Origin of the sequence: Helicobacter saguini, assembly GCF_000762875.2 — a bacterium.
GTDB classification, from domain to species: Bacteria; Campylobacterota; Campylobacteria; order Campylobacterales; family Helicobacteraceae; genus Helicobacter_A; species Helicobacter_A saguini.
The window spans coordinates 28,712-45,396 of sequence record NZ_JRMP02000014.1; the positions used below are offsets into that span (position 1 = coordinate 28,712).

The window sequence follows — 16,685 nt, forward strand, 5'->3', positions numbered from 1 at the left end:
ATAATGAAATAAGATGCAAAGTCATTTTAGCACAAAGGTAACGGCAAAAACTATTAAAAAAGATTCTGCAATCGCAAGGCTTAATCCAATTAGTGAAGCGATAAAAAATGCCATTGATGCAAAAGCGAGTGAAATTAATATTTATATTTACGCACATAATACCAATAGAGATTTAATCAATAAGGATATATCTATTATTATTGAAGATAATGGCAGTGGCTTTGATTGCTCTAATAGCACATATATGCAAAATAGATGGACACATTATAAAGGTGGAGATTATATCCCAAATACTTTGGGTGGTAGAAGTAAGGGGCGATATTCTTATCTTAAATTTATCGATTTTAAAGAAGAGTGCTTAAAAAATATTAAAATATTTACAAAATGTAATAAGAAATCTTTTTGTGTTACTTTTTGTAGCAATGATAAAAATGTGAGCTTTAATGTTACGCAAAAATCAGCAAAATATAAAAAAGATTCTATAACGCAAGTAAATATTGAAAGGCTAGGAGAACAATTTATTAGTGGTAAAAAGATAAATGAATTGATAGATTCTATAAAACAAGAAATTGCTGTTGAATTTTCAGATAAATTGCTAAATAATGTTACTTTATGTATCAATAATGAAAAAATTGAGGTACAAGAATATATAGAGGAGCAACTAGAAAAAGAGTATGAATTAAAAGATGGTTCTAAGTTTAAAGCATATATAATTGTCTGGAAAAATGAGATTAATTTAATAGCCGATAAAAAACATACATTTTTATTAAATGAGAAGAATAATCTTCTTTGGAAAATACCATCTGGCTCATCAAAATCAATATTTAATTGCCATACGATATTTTTGACAAGCGATATTTTTAAGGACGATTGTGAGCTTATCGATTTAAATGCTGAATATAAAAAAACTATCCAAGAAGTAATGGATTTATATAAGCCTGATTTAGATAGAATGTTGTGTGAAGTATGGTTAAAAAACGCAGATTTAGTAGCAGATAAATTAGCTAATGAAAATGAAATTTTTAAAAAAGACGCCGATAACATGATAAAAGAAAAAATTAATGAGGCATATAAGATATTATCTTTGCCATTGCTTATAAAAGAGCATAATATTACTAGAAATATTGAGTATTTTAGCAATTCATTGATGGGATTAATTTCAAATAATGCGTATAACACACTTGAAAATCTAAATTTTGTTTTTAAATTAAGTGATGATGAAAAAGAAATATTTAATTATGTAAGAAGGAATATTAATATTTTAGATTTAGTTAAACAATATCATAATTTTATATCAAGACTTGATGTTTTACATCATTTTGAGAATCTAGTATTAAACGAAGGTAAAAATACAACAAAAGAAAGAAGTGAGTTGCATAAAATTGTAGAAAATAATCTTTGGCTATTTAATGAAGATTATTTGGATTTAGAATTTTTTAGTGACCAAGCATTAAAGGGGATTTTTAAAGATGTTGGATTACCTATACAATCAAATGATAATCTAAATACAATTCCAGATATTTTTATACCACGAACTAAAGATAATAAACTTATATTAATAGAGCTAAAAGCCCCAAAAGTAAGCATTGATTCTAAAATACTTAATGAAGTATTTAATAAATATATTATTAAGATTCTAAATGCCTTGCAAACTCAAGGTAGCAATATCAATTTTATTGAAGCTATATGTGTATCATCTACAAAACAGCGTCACATAGGGACATTGCAATCTAGTGAATATACCATTAAAGCCATGACTTGGAAAGAAATAATTAATACTAGAAAAGCAGAAATTAATACAAATATCAACAATACAAAACATAACTTATCTTTATCAAAATACAAAGATATTAATCATTTTAAAGAAAAAGAAATACAAAAAGATAGAGTAGGGAATTTAAAAAGGCTATAACATTTTAATATTTTATGGAATCTAGCCACTATTTATATAGCCATTTACTCAAAAAATCTAACCTAAAATGCTATAATTGCAGGTTAAATTTATAGAATCTAGATTCTATGTTTAGGAGTGAGAGTTGGCAGGAATTGATTTTGATTATTACGAAGTCTTAGAAGTAAGAAAGGACGCAAATGACGAGGAAATAAAAAAATCTTTCCGCAAATTAGCGTTAAAATACCACCCTGATAGAAACCCAAATGACGCACAAGCCGAAGAGAGTTTTAAGCAAATAAACGAGGCTTATGATGTGCTAAAAGACCCGCAAAAAAGGGCAATTTATGATAAATATGGCAAGGATGGCTTGAAAAATCAAGGCTTTAGTAGCGGCGGAGGCGGCTTTGGCGATATATTTTCTAGCATTTTTGAGGACTTTTTTGGCGGCAGCTCTAGCGAACCGCAGGAACATTACGCCTTTGACCCGGACTATGCTATTAGGCTAAATATTAGCTTTAAAGAAGCCGTTTTTGGCTGTAAAAAGCAGGTTAAAACAAAGTATAAAAGCTGTTGCAAGGCGTGTAGTGGAACGGGGGCAAAGGATGGGAAAATGCAGGATTGCAAACGCTGTGGGGGCAAGGGCAGGATTGTCATTCAGCAGTCGATTATGCAAATGCAAATGGCGTGTCCTGAGTGCGGTGGCAGCGGGAAAATCGTTGTAGATAAGTGTCCAAAGTGCGTGGGGCTGGGCTATGAGAGCGTAGAAGAGGTGCTAGACCTTGATATAAAGGCTGGTATTGATAATGGAAATCAGCTTGTATATCGTGGTCGTGGAAATGAGGTAAAGCCCGGTGTGCGTGGCGATTTGTATATCAAAATTGTGGTTAGCCCTGATGAGCATTTTATCCGTCATGGGAGCGATTTGTATTTGGAAGTGCCTGTATTTTTCACGACAATTGTGCTAGGCGGTCGCATAATGATTCCCACTTTAAAGGGCGAAGTGGAGCTAAATATCCCGCCAAATACGCCGCAAGGACATCAATTTATTTTCGCAAATGAGGGCGTGCCAGAGCTTAATAGCACGCGTGTGGGGCGACTTATAGCACAAATTAATATCACTTATCCAAAGAGTTTAAATGATGAGCAAAAAGCCCTTGTAACCAAACTCCAAGAGAGCTTTGGCGAAACTAGCAAACCATATAAAAGCTTTATTGATAGTTGTTTTGATAAGGTTAAAAATTGGGTGAAAGATAGAATTTCTTAAACAATTATGGAGTTTCTAGTAGCCATTTAGCCACATTTTCCGCACTTCCATGCTCTAAATATGCACGGAGTTTCTTTGCATTTGCAAAGTATTTTTGATAATCAAAATGTTTGTAAGATTCTAGCATTTTGGCTGCGGTGCAGTCATTTTGTATCAATTCTTCGTGTAAAAAATCGCTCCCAAGCCCCGCCTTTTTAATACTAGAATCTTGGCTCATTTGCATTGCTTGATAGATGATATTTGCCAACCCAACGAAGTTTAGCCGCACAAAAGAGCGCGCAATGATGTAGTCAAGCCAACGCGCACGATACACCAGCACGAATGGAATCTGCATAAGTGCCGCCTCCAAAGTCGCCGTCCCAGCGCACACAAAGGCGAAATGTGCATCACGCAGCCCATCCTTAGTATTGTAGCAAATCTCAAAGTCACTCAAATCGCCATAAAGTTCCATTTTTTGTGTATTTTGGAATTTTGTAGGTATGATTATCCTAAGTTTTGCCCAGCTATAATTAGCTTTTATAGAATCTATTAAGATTCTATATTCGCCCATAAGCCGCTTAATTTCACTCGCTCTGCTGCCGGGCATAAAAACAAAAATCTTAGAATCCTTATAATTTTGACAAATATCATTTTGCGTGTAAATATCAAGCAGTGGAGCACCTACGTATCGGGCTTTGTGCGTGTAGTAATGTAGCTCAAATTTCCATATACACGCAAGCTTGTCGCATAAAGATTCTATAACTTTGGCTCGCCATGGCTTCCACGCCCACACCTGAGGAAGTATGTAATACATTATGTTTATTTTTTTTTCTTTGTTTGTTTTAGAATCTTTTTCTCTTATTAGCTTTGCCAAACGCAGATTGAATGATGAGCTATCCATAAGTAACACATAATCGCACTTTATAGATTCTATACTTAGGATTTTCATAGCTTTTTTAAGGAAAAATATCTTTTTTAAGACGTCGATAAATCCCATAATTGAAAAATCATTCGGTGTAAATATCGCGTGTCCCAAATCGCTATCACACACGCCTACAAGTTCGCAATTTGCAGGTAAGTATTTTTTTAAATTCCTTAAATGCACATTCGCACTTGGCTCCAAAGCACTTACAAAGATTGTTATTTTTTTATCGCTCATTAACATCCCTAAAGTCATAGAATCTAAATTAGATTCTATAAAAACTTTGTTTTGTTACTTAAATGGATTTTGGATTCTATTCTAAATTGTAGAATCTAGATTAATAAAATCATAAACATTCAAAGGATTCAAAGAATACAAAAACTGGCAGTGCTATTGAATCTAAAGCTAGTTTTATCAAATAAAATCTTAGATTCTATAAAAGTGTGTTTAAAATATAGAATCTAGATTTAATTCAAAGCTTATTCATAATAGAAAGGATAAGGTAGAGCAAAATGGGGGTTACATCATACCGCCCATGCCACCCATGCCGCCCATATCAGGCATTGCAGGGGCTGGTTTGTCCTCTTTTATATCAGTGATAGCCGCTTCTGTGGTTAGTAGTAGGCTTGAGATTGATACCGCATTTTGCAGTGCTACACGCGAACATAGTAATATTAATGCCACAAATATTACAGATTCTATAAGTAAAGAAACTATGCAAAATCCGCACGAATTTACATTTTATGGGCTGTATAGCAATGCTGATATTGTCGTTAAAAATGTGATTTGGATTCTATCATTATTCTCGATTCTTACTTGGTGTGTGCTAATTTGTAAGTTTTATCAATATTATAAAGCCACTAAAATGATAAAGGCTGATTATGATTTAATCAAAAATGCTATTAGTTTTCAAAATCTGCGTGATAATAACGCCCTAAGCCCGATAAGCAAAGGCTTTATAAGCGAGATAAATGATGAAATTACTAAGACAAATGCCCTAGATTCTAAAGAGAATTCTAAAGAGAATTCTAAAGATTCTAGCCAAAATATTACAGAATCTAGCATAAAATCTACGCGTAATTCTAACCTTAAAAACCGCTTGAAAATCCGCCTTGAGACCGCTACGCAAGGGCTTTTAGCTAAAATGCGTTTGGGCGTGGCATTGCTTGCTAGTATCGGCTCTAGCGCTCCATTTATCGGGCTTTTTGGCACGGTGTGGGGCATTATGAATAGCTTTATAGGCATTGCAAAAAGTGATAATGCCTCCTTAGCCGTGGTCGCTCCGGGTATTGCAGAAGCCTTGTTTGCGACTGCATTTGGGCTTGTGGCGGCTATTCCGGCGGTGCTTTTTTACAACTATCTTACGCGGCTTGGCATTGCCTTTAGCCATAAGATAGATTCTATTATTACAAATCTTTATCTTAGCGTGGATAGGGAGCTTGACTAATATTTTAAGACAATATTAAGGATTTCAAAATGGTAAAAGTAGAAAATGAAAGCGAATTTAGTGATATAAATGTGACGCCTTTTATTGATATTATGCTTGTTTTGCTAATCATTTTCATGGTTGTAACGCCCTTAATGACTAGCTCTGTGAAAATCGAGTTGCCAAAAACAAGCGATAAAGCCAAAGATAATGATAAGAAACCCATTATTATTTATATTACAGAAAGTGAAATTAAAATCAATGACAAGGATGTAAATGGCGATTTAGTGCCGCTTTTAGACACTTTGACGGATAATAATAAAGATGAGGTGATGTATCTTTATATTGATAAAGCCGTGCAGTATGAGAAAATTATGGATACACTAAACACGCTAAAAGATGGTGGCTACAATAAAATCGCCCTTTCCGCCCAAAAGGCAAAGGGATGATAGAATCTAGATACTATAACTACTTTAAATTTAAATGAAGCCATAGAATCTAGTGTAAATCCGCGTTGAGCTTTATTTCGCGGTTGCTCCTAAAGGCGATTAGCTGTCCATTTTGCGTGTTGATTCTAAAGTGGATTCCATTCATTCCGCTTAAATTTCGCCCTTTATAAATATTGCTAGATTCTATAACAAAATCTTTATTTACTTCCTTTAGTTTCGCCGCTTCAGCAGGCTCAATAAAGACCTTGCCACCGGCTAAAATGGCAATCCCAGCATCCACGATACAACTATCCCCAAGGCTAATCCCAGTCACAGAATTTGCCCCCAAAAGACAATTTTTACCGATGCTAATAGGCTGCGTATTCCCCCCACTTAAAACGCCCAAAATACTCGCGCCACCGCCTACATCAGTGCCCTCGCCTATCACCACGCTTGAGCTAATGCGACCCTCATTCATACACGCACCAAGCGAGCCAGAGTTGAAATTCACATAGCTAGCCCCCGGCATTTGCGTATATCCCGCACCAAGAAACGCCCCAAACCGCGTCTTGCTCGTATCTAGGATTCTAATATTATCCGCCTGTGGCAGCACCTGCATAAGGTATCGCGGAAACTTATCGATATAATCAATCACGGGGAAACGCCCATTCACACGCCACTCAATCTCATTTTCACGCAAGTATTCAAGCTCATAAGGCGTATTCCCACTCCACGCAAGGTTTGGAAAAAGCCCAAAGATAGAATCTAGATTCAAACTACGCAAAGGTGCAGCACCCTTTGATAGCGCGTGTAACTTCGCATAAGCCACTTGTAAAGACTCGCTCTTTTTATCCTCATTAAAGGCGATAAATTGATACTTATAAAACTCATCATTTCGAGAATCAAGTAACGAATTACCATAAATCACCTTTAAAATCTCAAAAATTAGCTGAATATTTTTATGCGTTTTCCCAAGCGTAAGGTTAAAATCGCTAAGATAAATTATAGCGCTAAGCACAGCCTCATTGCGAAACGCCTCGCTAACTTTTAAGCCCTCAAATTCGTTATTTAAGAACTTTGTAAGGAAATTTATTAGCTTTTCACCACGCTCTTTAAAGCCCTTAAAAGCCTCGCTATCCACCCTTTCATAAGCCTGCATTTCAGGGCTATTAGTAAGCTCCTCAAGGATAAAAGGCGCATAAAGGCAAAGGCAATTTATAAGGAAAGTCGCATCCACATCAATAATGATTTCATTTTGGCTTAAATCTTTAGAATCTAGCCCAGCCGCCGCCGCAAATACCGCGAAACTGCCATAATTTTCTTTGAAATTTAGCAGTGGAAAATTTAGGGCAATAACCTTGCGATTATCTTTGTAAATAGGCTCGTTGTCTTGTGTTTTTTTAGAATCTTGCGTGTTGTTTGTTGTTTGTGTGCCGCCTTTTTTCTTAAAAATATTGTGAAAAAAGCTAAAAGGGGATTTTTTTGCGTTTTTATCGTGGTTAGATTCAGTATTTTTAGAATCTTGCGCGTGGTTTTTAGAATCTACGTGGTTAGAATCCTTAGACTCTCCCCCACAACAAGAATGTTTTTGCGAATGTGTAGAATCTCCACAATGTGCGTTATTAGATTCCATAAAATGTTTAGAATCTACACAATTAGATTCAGTATTTTTAGAATCTTGCACGTTTTTCCCTGCATGAGAATCTTTAGAATCCACACAATTTAGATTCTGTAATCTCTCCATTCTCCGCTGCATAGCCCTTTCATCAATCTCTTTTTTCAAAAGCTCAACTCGCGAAGTATCACACCTTGCAATGCCAAAGCACAGCGGCTTTTCCCTGCCCTTATAAAACTTCTCATAAAAAGAATCCACAAAATCCTTAAACTCATCCTTACTCTTAATAATTTTTACTTGCATACAAATCCTTTGTTTAAAATTAAAAGATGAATTATAACATTAAATTATTAAGCAAAACTCCATTATAAAAAACACCTACATTCCTAAGATTCTACTTAAAAACACACAAAATTTGTAATTAATGCCTAACCAACCTTATTTATTAGAAATAAAAATAAATTTTCATAAGAATAATAAAATTTAGAAAGCCACACTCAATATAATAAATCTTTTATATATTTTTCAACAAATAAAAACAAAGATTTTATAAAATTATGACTTGTTCCCAAAAGTACTCAAAGTTTCCGTTTTTAAATAAATTTATATTGATTACTTTGGCGTAAATCTATTTTTTAATGCAAAACTTTCAACAACAATGTTTTAAGATTCTATAGAATCTACTACAAATATTCAAAACAAGATTCTAAAAATCTAATTTATACCAAAACATTACATCTTTTTAAGGAAAGATTAAGGTTTTATATGTAAAATTTCATTTTAATAATTTTTCTTATATTTGTTTAAATTTCAAAGATAGAATCTATTTTTTATATTAAAAGGAGATTTTATGTTGTTTAGATTTTTAGGACTATTTATTTTGTGTTTTGCTTTTGTATTTGCGGATAATACAAAAAATATAGAATCTAAGCAAGATTCTATAGAATCTAAAAATGAAAGTGATGAAATCGAGTTTGACACGATAGAAATTAGCGGTGTTAAAAAAAGCAAAGAGCAAAAAAACTTTAGCACACCAGGTGCCATTAGCACTAAAGAGGGTATTTATGATTCTACACAGAATCTAGATTCTACAATTAGAACTATACCAGGAGCTTACACGCAAATAGACCAATCACAAGGAAGCGTATCAATAAATATTCGCGGTATGAGTGGCTTTGGTCGTGTAAATACGATGATAGATGGTGTAAGTCAAAGCTTTTTTGGGACAAGTGAGGATAGACTAAATTCTACCACGCACCCAAGTCCTGGTGGTATGGGAAGTGAGAGTGGGACATCTGCTTTTGGTGCGTTAATAGATTCTAACTTTTTGATAGGTATAGATTTGCAAAGAGGTGGCTTTAATTCTAACGGGGGGGGGGGGTAATGCCCTTGTAGGCAGTGCGAATTTACGCACACTTGATGTAGATGATGTAATGCGTAATAAGAAATATGTAGGATTTTTAGGGAAATTTTCTTATGGAGATAATGGCATAGGTCCTAGTGTGATGGGCGCTATTGCCACTAGATATACTTTTAAAAATAATATAAGGTTAGGAGCATTATACGCATATAGTATAAAAGATATAAGCCAAGAGTATAGAATCGGCGGTGGTAGATTTAATGATGACCCTGCTAATCCTAATCTTATCCCAAGCCTTAATACAACTAGATTAAGGCAAACTCCAAGCAGCCATTTATTTAAATTTGAGTTAGAGCCTTATGCTAATCATTTAATCAAGTTTCAATATCGCCGCTATGATACGCACTTAGCAGGACGAGAAATTTCAGCTAATAATTATCAAATAAGTTATAGATTTAATCCAGAATCTAATCTTATAGATTCTAAGATTCTAATAGCGTATAATCAAACAATGCAAGATTATGATGATGATTTTACATGGATAACTTTGCCGCTAAATCGATACTTTAGTGATATAAAAGCAAATAATCAATATGTAACAATAGATGCAAATAATGCAAGTGAATTTAGCTTTTTCAAAGATTTACATTTGAATCTAGTGTATGGAGCTAATTTTTCGCTAAATAAATATGATAGAAAATTCTTTTGGAAAGTAGATCCGGGAACTGGTCAGTGGAATATAAATTTAGAGAGGGCAGTATCATTTTTACCTAGCGGGGAGCAGCAAATCACAACTGCTTATTTAGATTCTAATATTAAATATAAATTTATGAATTTAAGTGTAAATTTGAATATGATGTATTGGAATCTAATGGGGCAAGTAGGGAGATGTTCTAATAGAGAGTATTGTGGTAAGTATTATGATACGACTTATACATATAAAAATTTTGCTAAAGATGATTTAGTCTTTAATGCTTTTGTGTTGTATTCAATGGATATTTTTAAATTTTTTCAGCCATTTATTAGCTATGCAAAAACAAATAGAGCGTTAAACCCACAAGAGCAGTTTGTATCAGGAGCAGGAGGACAGCAAGTAAATGTGTGGCTAAGACCAGAATCTGCTAATACTTATCAAGTAGGATTAAATATCTTTTTAGATTCTATATTTTTTAAAGAAGATTTTTTAGGTATAAAATTAGTATATTTTTACACGGATATTAAAGATTATATTTATGATGATTGGGATACAAATTATACTTTTGTGCCTAGACTTAATGGAAATGCAAACTATCAAGGTATAGAGTTAGAATCTAATTTCACAATGCCTCACTTTTATGCAAAGTTAGGTTACACTTATCAAAATAGTGAATTTCCATATTCATTAAGCACGACTTTAGCCCCAGGAATGGGCTATGGACAAAGTCAATTTAGCAGACTTCCAAAGCATATTTTAAATTTAGATATGGGTGCTACACTTTTAGATTCTAAGATTATCTTAGGTAGTATTATCCGCTATACAGGCGGTGCAGAGCGTATAAATCCTTTAAGTGAGAATCTAGAAGAAGGAATAAGCGTAGAAAAAATACCAGATTACACAACTTGGGATATGTATATCACTTTTAATCTAGCAAAGTTTTTAACACTAAAACTAGACATACAGAATCTACTTGATATTGACTATATGGACGCTTTAAATACATTTAATTCAAGCTCTGGAAATTACGACCCAAATGGCATTACAGCCTTTAATAACTCCGCACGTGGCAGAACTTTCATAGGAAGCATCACCGCCAGATTCTAATCCCTACCGCACATAGCCTAAGTCGTATAATGCGTTGGCAAATTTCACAAGCAAGGGACCGCCGCGTCCCCCGCTTCCGCCATGCTCTATTAATATCGTAATAGCATACTTTGGATTTTCATACGGCACAAAGGCAGTCATCCAGCTTTGTGAACGTTTCCAATAGTCCATATCCGCTTCCCTTGTACGTTTCATCGTATCTTGCGAGATTCCTACCACTTGCGCCGTCCCTGTCTTACAAGCTAACGAAACTTTCACACCTTGCGTCACACGATATGCAGTCCCACCAGGCACGCTACACACCTGATACATCCCTAGCCGCAGCGCGGGCAGTTTTGATTTCTCAAAGCTAGTCAAAACATCTTGCACAGGCATTTCTACCTTTTGCTCCCCTAGCTCCTTTGCAAAGTGCGGCGTGACTAGCTTCCCACTAGCAAGTAACGCTGTATAACGCGCTATTTGCATAGGCGTAGCAAGGAATGAGCCCTGCCCTATGCTAGTTTGAATGGTATCGCCGATATACCACTGCTGTGAATATGTCTTTAGCTTCCATTCAGGCGTAGGGAAGATTCCAGCGTTTTCATAAGGTAAATCAATGCCAGTCTTTTCACCAAAGCCCATTTTTCCCATAACCAAAGCCATATTTTCAATCCCAGCGACCTGCGAAAGCTTATAAAAATACACATCTACACTCTCTCTTATCGCTTTATACACATCAGCAGAGCCATGTCCGCCAGCTTTCCAGTCGCGGAATTTATGCCCATTGATTTCCACATACCAAGGCGTAGGAATGATAGTAGATTCTGTAATATTTGCATATTCAAGGAAGGATAACGCCATTCCCATTTTTATAACGCTTCCTGGCGGATATTGTCCGCTTATTAGCTTATTTATGAGCGGCTTATAAGGATTTTCTAACAATGCCTTATATTTCGCATGTGAAATGCCCCCTACAAAATCATTTATATTATACTCCGGATAGCTCCCAGCCGCCAAAATCTCGCCATTATGCACATCCATAATGATAGCCGCCCCTTCAAGCCCTTCAAACGCAGTATCAAGCCTTTCTTGCAGCCGCATATCAAGGCTAACTTTCATATCATTATTACTTATATCTTGCTCTTCTTCAAGCAGTTTTAGCTGCTGATTTAGGCTATTTACTTGAATCTTGCGCGTTCTTAGTTTCCCTTGTAAAAATGTGTTATATTGCTTTTCTAAGCCTTGTTTGCCGATAATCTTAGTGTATTTTGATATAGGTTCAATCTCAGTATCGCGTGCATCACTAGCCCCGATATAGCCTATCACGTGGGAAGCGGATGCGTCATTTGGATACATTCTTTTTGTTGTAGATTCTATAAAAATATTTGTATTTTGCATTAACGCCGCATAAATAATTTGCATTTGCGAATATGGTATAAAGTCAATAATTGTCACAGGTGTGCGGCGATAAATGCTATCGGTATCCTTGTAGGTTTTCCGCAAAGATTCTATATTTGCATCCTTTATGTGTAGCTTTATAAAATTTAGCTCATTTTCTAGCTCACTTTCTTTTAAGCGATTTTTTAGCGACAAAGAAAAGCCTAGCTCATTTATAGCAAGTGGCTCATTATTTCTATCCAAAATCTGCCCACGTGTAGGCACTAGATTCTCTATTTTTATGGTATTTTCAAGGCTTAATTTATCATAATGCTCATGACGAGCTATTGTCAAAATATATAGCTTAGTGATAATCACAATGCAGACAATCCCAAAAATACTATATAGAATCTTAAAGCTAGCAGGCGTTTTATTCATTGCTTAATCACTCCTACACTCTCATAAATAAAAAATAATAAAGCAAAGCAAGCGCGCAATCAAACACCGCATAATACACATAAATAAGCGAAAAATCTAGCACATTTGTCTTAAACAAAATATTAGATAAAATCATCCCAGCCACATACAAAAGGTAAAGCAGGGCAACATAAATCACAATAAAAAGCCAGTTTAGCTCCATTGCAGATTCTAAACTATTAGCCACTAATAAATGTGTAACAAAAAATACTAAAGGCATAATACCAAAAATTAAAGACTTATCAAATTCATAATAAAATACGCATAAAAGCACTAAAATGCTAACATAGTGATTTCTATCATTATAATGCTTATGAAATATCAAAAATAGCACCCCAACAAGCGGAGGCAACAGCGGATAAATATCACTAAGACTTGTGTAGATAAGATAGGCAATAGCAAAAAATATAAAATAAATATTGTGATTAACTTTACTTTTTTTATACGACTTAGAAAACATAACATAAACTTTACAAATAAAATAATCTAAAATTATACAATATTCTTTAGAATAGATTCCATATTTCACATACATAAAACCTTACAAAACGAAACTTATAAAAATAAAAATTATAAATTTAATACATTTAAAAGTAAAAAATAACGAAAAAAGTATAGAATCTAGTTTTTGAAATTTCATCCACTTAAAAAATATGTTGGTGGGTGGGCGTTAAAATAAAGAATAGAATTTAAAATATAAATAGATTCTATACAAAGTAAGTAAGATAGGATTTAAAGAATAAATAGATTCTATAAAAGCAAGAAAGTGGGCAAAAGATTTGAAAATTCTTCAAATTGCATTTGTCGCTATATTTTTAGAAAAGTGGTTAGAATCTAGATTCTAAACTTGCCAAAAGATTCTAAAAAGATATTTAAAGTATAGAATCTAGATTCTAAAAGATTCTAAGATACCAACAACACAAAAGGAGAGAAGATGTATAAATTTGCGATTAATCGTCCTGTAAGCACTTTTATGTTTGCTATGGCTATGATTTTATTTGGGCTTTATGCTATTAATATGATGCCAAAGGCGCTTTTCCCTGATGTGGATTTCCCTGTTGTTGTGGTTAAAACAACTTATAAAGGGGCGAGTGCTGAAACGATTGAAACAAAGGTTACTGATAAGATAGAACAAGCTGTCCTTGCTATTGATGGGCTAAAGTATGTTACGTCTAATTCTGCAAAAAATGTGAGTCTAGTTGTAGCGCAGTTTGACTTAGAAAAGCCAATAGAGACCGCTGTAAATGATGTGCGCGACAAAGTAAGTGCTGTTGTGCTTGATAGTGAAATCGATAAGCCAACGGTGCAAAAGCTTGATACAGGTAGCACGCCGATTGTTTCGCTTTTCGTGTCTTCTAATAAGCCTGTGCCTGAAATGATGAAGCATATAAATAATGTTATCACGCCTATTTTGCAGCGAATTAGCGGTGTGGGAAATGTAAAATTGAATGGTTATCGTGAGCGTCAAGTGAAAGTCTATCCTGACCAAACCTTAATGAATAAATATGGAATCACATATACTGATTTAGCGGGAATCTTAGGGAAAGAAAACCGCGAAATAGATGGCGGTCGCGTTTTAGATTCTAAAAGCGAACATTATATAGTAACTGATGCAAATAGTATGAGCGTAGAGCAAGTGGGCGATATAATTATAAAAGATGGCTTAAAGCTAAAAGATGTAGCCGAAATTGATGATGGCTTGGCTGAAGAGAAGTCCTACTCGACACTAAATGGCAAATATGGCGTAATATTAGAAGTGCAAAAAATCACAGGAGCAAATGAAATCGCTATTTCTAAAGGTGTAAAAGAAGCCCTGCAACAAATAAACTCAGTTAGCCCGGGCTTTGAAGTAGAAATCTTTTGGGATACCACCGATTATATCCAAAGCTCCATAAAAGATATACAATTTGACCTTGCTTTAGGTGGCTTACTTGCGGTTAGTATCGTATTTTTATTCTTGCGAAATGTTACTATTACAATCGTATCTGCGATTTGTTTGCCCGTTTCTGTGCTTGGCACTTTTATGCTAATACACATGATGGGCTTTACGCTAAATATGCTTACAATGCTAGCCTTGACATTAGCTATCGGCATTATCATAGATGATGCAATCGTGGTAATTGAAAATATCCATAAAAAGTTAGAGCATGGAATGAAACCGCGTGAAGCAGCTTATGAAGGAGTGCGAGAAATAGGCTTTGCAATCGTAGCCATATCTGCTATGTTATTATCCGTTTTCGTGCCTGTTGGGACAATGAGTGGAATCTCAGGGAAATTTTTTGCATCTTTTGGACTTACCGTTGCCTTAGCTGTGGGCTTAAGCTATATTGTTGTAATTAGCGTTGTGCCGATGTTTAGCTCGATTTTGCTAAAGGCAGAGCAAAGTGCGTTTTACTACAAAACAAAGCCCTTTTTTGATAAGCTAGATTCTATATATTTACACACAATTAAGTTTTTAATGAAAAGCTGGTTTAATATGATTATTGTGGCAGCCGCAGTGTTTGGAATCTTTATGCTTAGTCTTGTTGTCGCTAGCACTATGGGAAATGAATTTCTTTTGAAAGAAGATAGAAGCGAATTTGAAATTATGTTTAAAGGAAAGCCCGGAATTAGCATTACTGAAATGAAACATCGCACTGAAGCCTTTGCCAAGCAAGTGGAGAAAAATCCAAATGTGAAATTTGTCGCATTGCAAGTGGGACCGGGCGATTTGCAACAGGCATTTTTTAGTGAATTATATGTGCGACTTAAGCCTATAAAGGATAGAAGTGGCTCTGGGCGTGAGAGAGACCAGTTTGTAATACTAGATAAGATTCTAAGTGAGCTGCGAAATATGCCAGAAGCAAAGGGCTTAGATGTCTTTGGTAGTGAAGTGCCACTTGTTGGTGGTGGTAGTGATAATACGCCTGTGCAGTTAGCAGTTTTTTCCCCGGTAGAATCTATTATGCAAAATAGCGTAGAAAAACTAAGCAAATATATTAATGAAGTCGAGCCAAAGTTTAAAGATAAAATCACAAACTTTCACCTTAGCACATCAGATTCTATGCCAGCCTTTAAACTAATCCCCATTCGCCAAAATGTCGCGCAATATGGAATCACAAGCACTGATATAGGTCAAGCAATAAGTATGGCTTTTAGCGGGGAAACGCAGGTAGCATATTATAAAGAAGCGGGGAAAGAATACTATATCACGGTGCGAGCGCCTGATGATAAGCGAATTAGCCTTGAAGATATTAAAAAAGTGCAAGTGCGAAGTTCTGCTGGGAATCTAATCTTTATTGATGGGCTTGTGGATATTGAGGATAGTTTTACATCTACAAATATCACTAGATTCAATCGTCAGCGAAGTATCACCGTGGCAGTCGAGCCAAAGGAGCATAGTGGCTTAAGCGTGGGCGAAATGGTGCAGCTAATAGAGAAAAACGCAAATGAAGGTGCGAAATGGTTAGAATCTGGCGCTGGTTATCGCCTTATGGGTCAAGCGGATAATTTGAGCGAGACGCTACTTGCCTTTGGTATTGCTATCGGTATGGCGTTTATTTTGATTTATTTGATTCTAGCGGCTTTATATGAGAGCTTTTTGCAGCCTATTATTATTATGGTAACGATGCCACTTAGCTTTAGTGGGGCATTTTTTGCGATAAAATTAGTAGGTGGCTCAAGTGCTGCAATGTCAATGTTTTCAATTATGGGGCTAATATTACTAATAGGAATGGTAGGCAAAAACGCAACGCTACTTGTGGATGTGGCAAATGAAAAGCTAAAAGAAGGCGTAAGCATAACTGAAGCAATACAATTTGCCGGGGAATCAAGGCTGCGACCGATACTAATGACAACGATAGCAATGGTCGCTGGAATGCTCCCCTTAGCCCTAGCCACAGGCGATGGTAGTGCGATGAAGCAGCCCATAGGTTTAGCAATGATAGGCGGCTTACTTGTCTCAATGATGCTATCTTTGCTAGTCGTCCCCATATTTTATAGAATCATCACCCCAATAGATTTAAAACTACAACGATTCTATAAACCAAAGAAAGAAGATGAAATCTAGCGAAGGTTTATAGAATCTAAAACAAATACAAACTACAAAAACAATATATTTATTCTTAAAAATAAAAGAATATATAAACTTTACCCAATCGTTAAAATATATTCTAAAAAATGTT

General features: G+C 35.2%; 10 protein-coding genes and 1 pseudogene. 7 read left to right on the forward strand and 4 right to left on the reverse strand.

Features of this window, described 5'->3' with window-relative positions; genetic code table 11:
• The first annotated feature begins 13 nt into the window (after positions 1-13).
• Together LS64_RS08690 and dnaJ are read left to right on the forward strand one after the other, a co-directional pair.
• Entirely contained in the window at positions 14-1,912 is a 1,899-nt protein-coding gene (locus LS64_RS08690) for an ATP-binding protein (RefSeq protein ID WP_034572466.1), read from the forward strand.
• A gap of 124 nt (positions 1,913-2,036) precedes the next feature.
• Positions 2,037-3,158 (forward strand): molecular chaperone DnaJ, encoded by a 1,122-nt coding sequence (gene dnaJ / locus LS64_RS08695; protein ID WP_052062537.1) that lies wholly within the window; start codon positions 2,037-2,039, stop codon positions 3,156-3,158.
• Positions 3,159-3,162: 4 nt separating this feature from the next.
• On the opposite strand, the gene lpxB is transcribed toward dnaJ, so the two are convergent.
• Positions 3,163-4,296, reverse strand: a complete 1,134-nt coding sequence (gene lpxB, locus LS64_RS08700) for a lipid-A-disaccharide synthase (RefSeq protein ID WP_034572463.1) — start codon at positions 4,294-4,296, stop codon at positions 3,163-3,165.
• 373 nt (positions 4,297-4,669) lie between these two features.
• On the opposite strand from lpxB, the gene LS64_RS08705 reads away from it, so the two are divergent.
• The gene (locus tag LS64_RS08705) at positions 4,670-5,506 is read left to right on the forward strand and encodes a MotA/TolQ/ExbB proton channel family protein (protein WP_338074421.1); all 837 of its coding nucleotides are present in this window, start codon (positions 4,670-4,672) and stop codon (positions 5,504-5,506) included.
• A 29-nt stretch (positions 5,507-5,535) separates the two neighbouring features.
• Complete coding sequence (locus LS64_RS08710) at positions 5,536-5,934, forward strand: ExbD/TolR family protein (protein ID WP_034572460.1); 399 nt, start codon at positions 5,536-5,538, stop codon at positions 5,932-5,934.
• A 49-nt stretch (positions 5,935-5,983) separates the two neighbouring features.
• Here the strand turns inward: LS64_RS08710 and LS64_RS08715 are convergent.
• Positions 5,984-7,282 (reverse strand): annotated as a pseudogene (locus LS64_RS08715) (tetrahydrodipicolinate N-succinyltransferase N-terminal domain-containing protein); the annotation flags it as partial.
• Positions 7,283-8,378: 1,096 nt separating this feature from the next.
• On the opposite strand from LS64_RS08715, the gene LS64_RS08720 reads away from it, so the two are divergent.
• Together LS64_RS08720 and LS64_RS08725 are read left to right on the forward strand one after the other, a co-directional pair.
• Entirely contained in the window at positions 8,379-8,912 is a 534-nt protein-coding gene (locus tag LS64_RS08720; RefSeq protein ID WP_118949146.1) for a TonB-dependent receptor plug domain-containing protein, read from the forward strand.
• A complete protein-coding gene (locus LS64_RS08725) occupies positions 8,881-10,689 on the forward strand; it encodes a TonB-dependent receptor domain-containing protein (protein WP_118949147.1) in 1,809 nt (602 codons plus the stop codon). Before LS64_RS08720 ends, LS64_RS08725 begins: the two co-directional genes overlap by 32 nt.
• 3 nt (positions 10,690-10,692) lie before the next feature.
• On the opposite strand, the gene mrdA is transcribed toward LS64_RS08725, so the two are convergent.
• On the reverse strand, positions 10,693-12,483 hold the full coding sequence (mrdA, locus tag LS64_RS08730; protein ID WP_034573296.1) for a penicillin-binding protein 2: 1,791 nt from the start codon (positions 12,481-12,483) through the stop codon (positions 10,693-10,695).
• 13 nt (positions 12,484-12,496) lie between these two features.
• On the reverse strand, positions 12,497-12,982 hold the full coding sequence (locus LS64_RS08735) for a hypothetical protein (RefSeq protein WP_034574933.1): 486 nt from the start codon (positions 12,980-12,982) through the stop codon (positions 12,497-12,499).
• Between the two features lie 474 nt (positions 12,983-13,456).
• On the opposite strand from LS64_RS08735, the gene LS64_RS08740 reads away from it, so the two are divergent.
• Entirely contained in the window at positions 13,457-16,570 is a 3,114-nt protein-coding gene (locus LS64_RS08740; RefSeq protein ID WP_034573294.1) for an efflux RND transporter permease subunit, read from the forward strand.
• Positions 16,571-16,685 lie beyond the last annotated feature (115 nt).

What these genes read in the sequence shown, in the direction of transcription:
- LS64_RS08690 (WP_034572466.1), top strand. Translation starts at nt 14, where the DNA reads ATGCAAAGTCATTTTAGCACAAAGGTAACGGCAAAAACTATTAAAAAA.
- LS64_RS08720 (WP_118949146.1), top strand. Translation starts at nt 8,379, where the DNA reads ATGTTGTTTAGATTTTTAGGACTATTTATTTTGTGTTTTGCTTTTGTA.
- mrdA (WP_034573296.1), bottom strand. Translation starts at nt 12,483, where the DNA reads ATGAATAAAACGCCTGCTAGCTTTAAGATTCTATATAGTATTTTTGGG.
- LS64_RS08735 (WP_034574933.1), bottom strand. Translation starts at nt 12,982, where the DNA reads ATGTTTTCTAAGTCGTATAAAAAAAGTAAAGTTAATCACAATATTTAT.
- LS64_RS08710 (WP_034572460.1), top strand. Translation starts at nt 5,536, where the DNA reads ATGGTAAAAGTAGAAAATGAAAGCGAATTTAGTGATATAAATGTGACG.
- LS64_RS08740 (WP_034573294.1), top strand. Translation starts at nt 13,457, where the DNA reads ATGTATAAATTTGCGATTAATCGTCCTGTAAGCACTTTTATGTTTGCT.
- lpxB (WP_034572463.1), bottom strand. Translation starts at nt 4,296, where the DNA reads ATGAGCGATAAAAAAATAACAATCTTTGTAAGTGCTTTGGAGCCAAGT.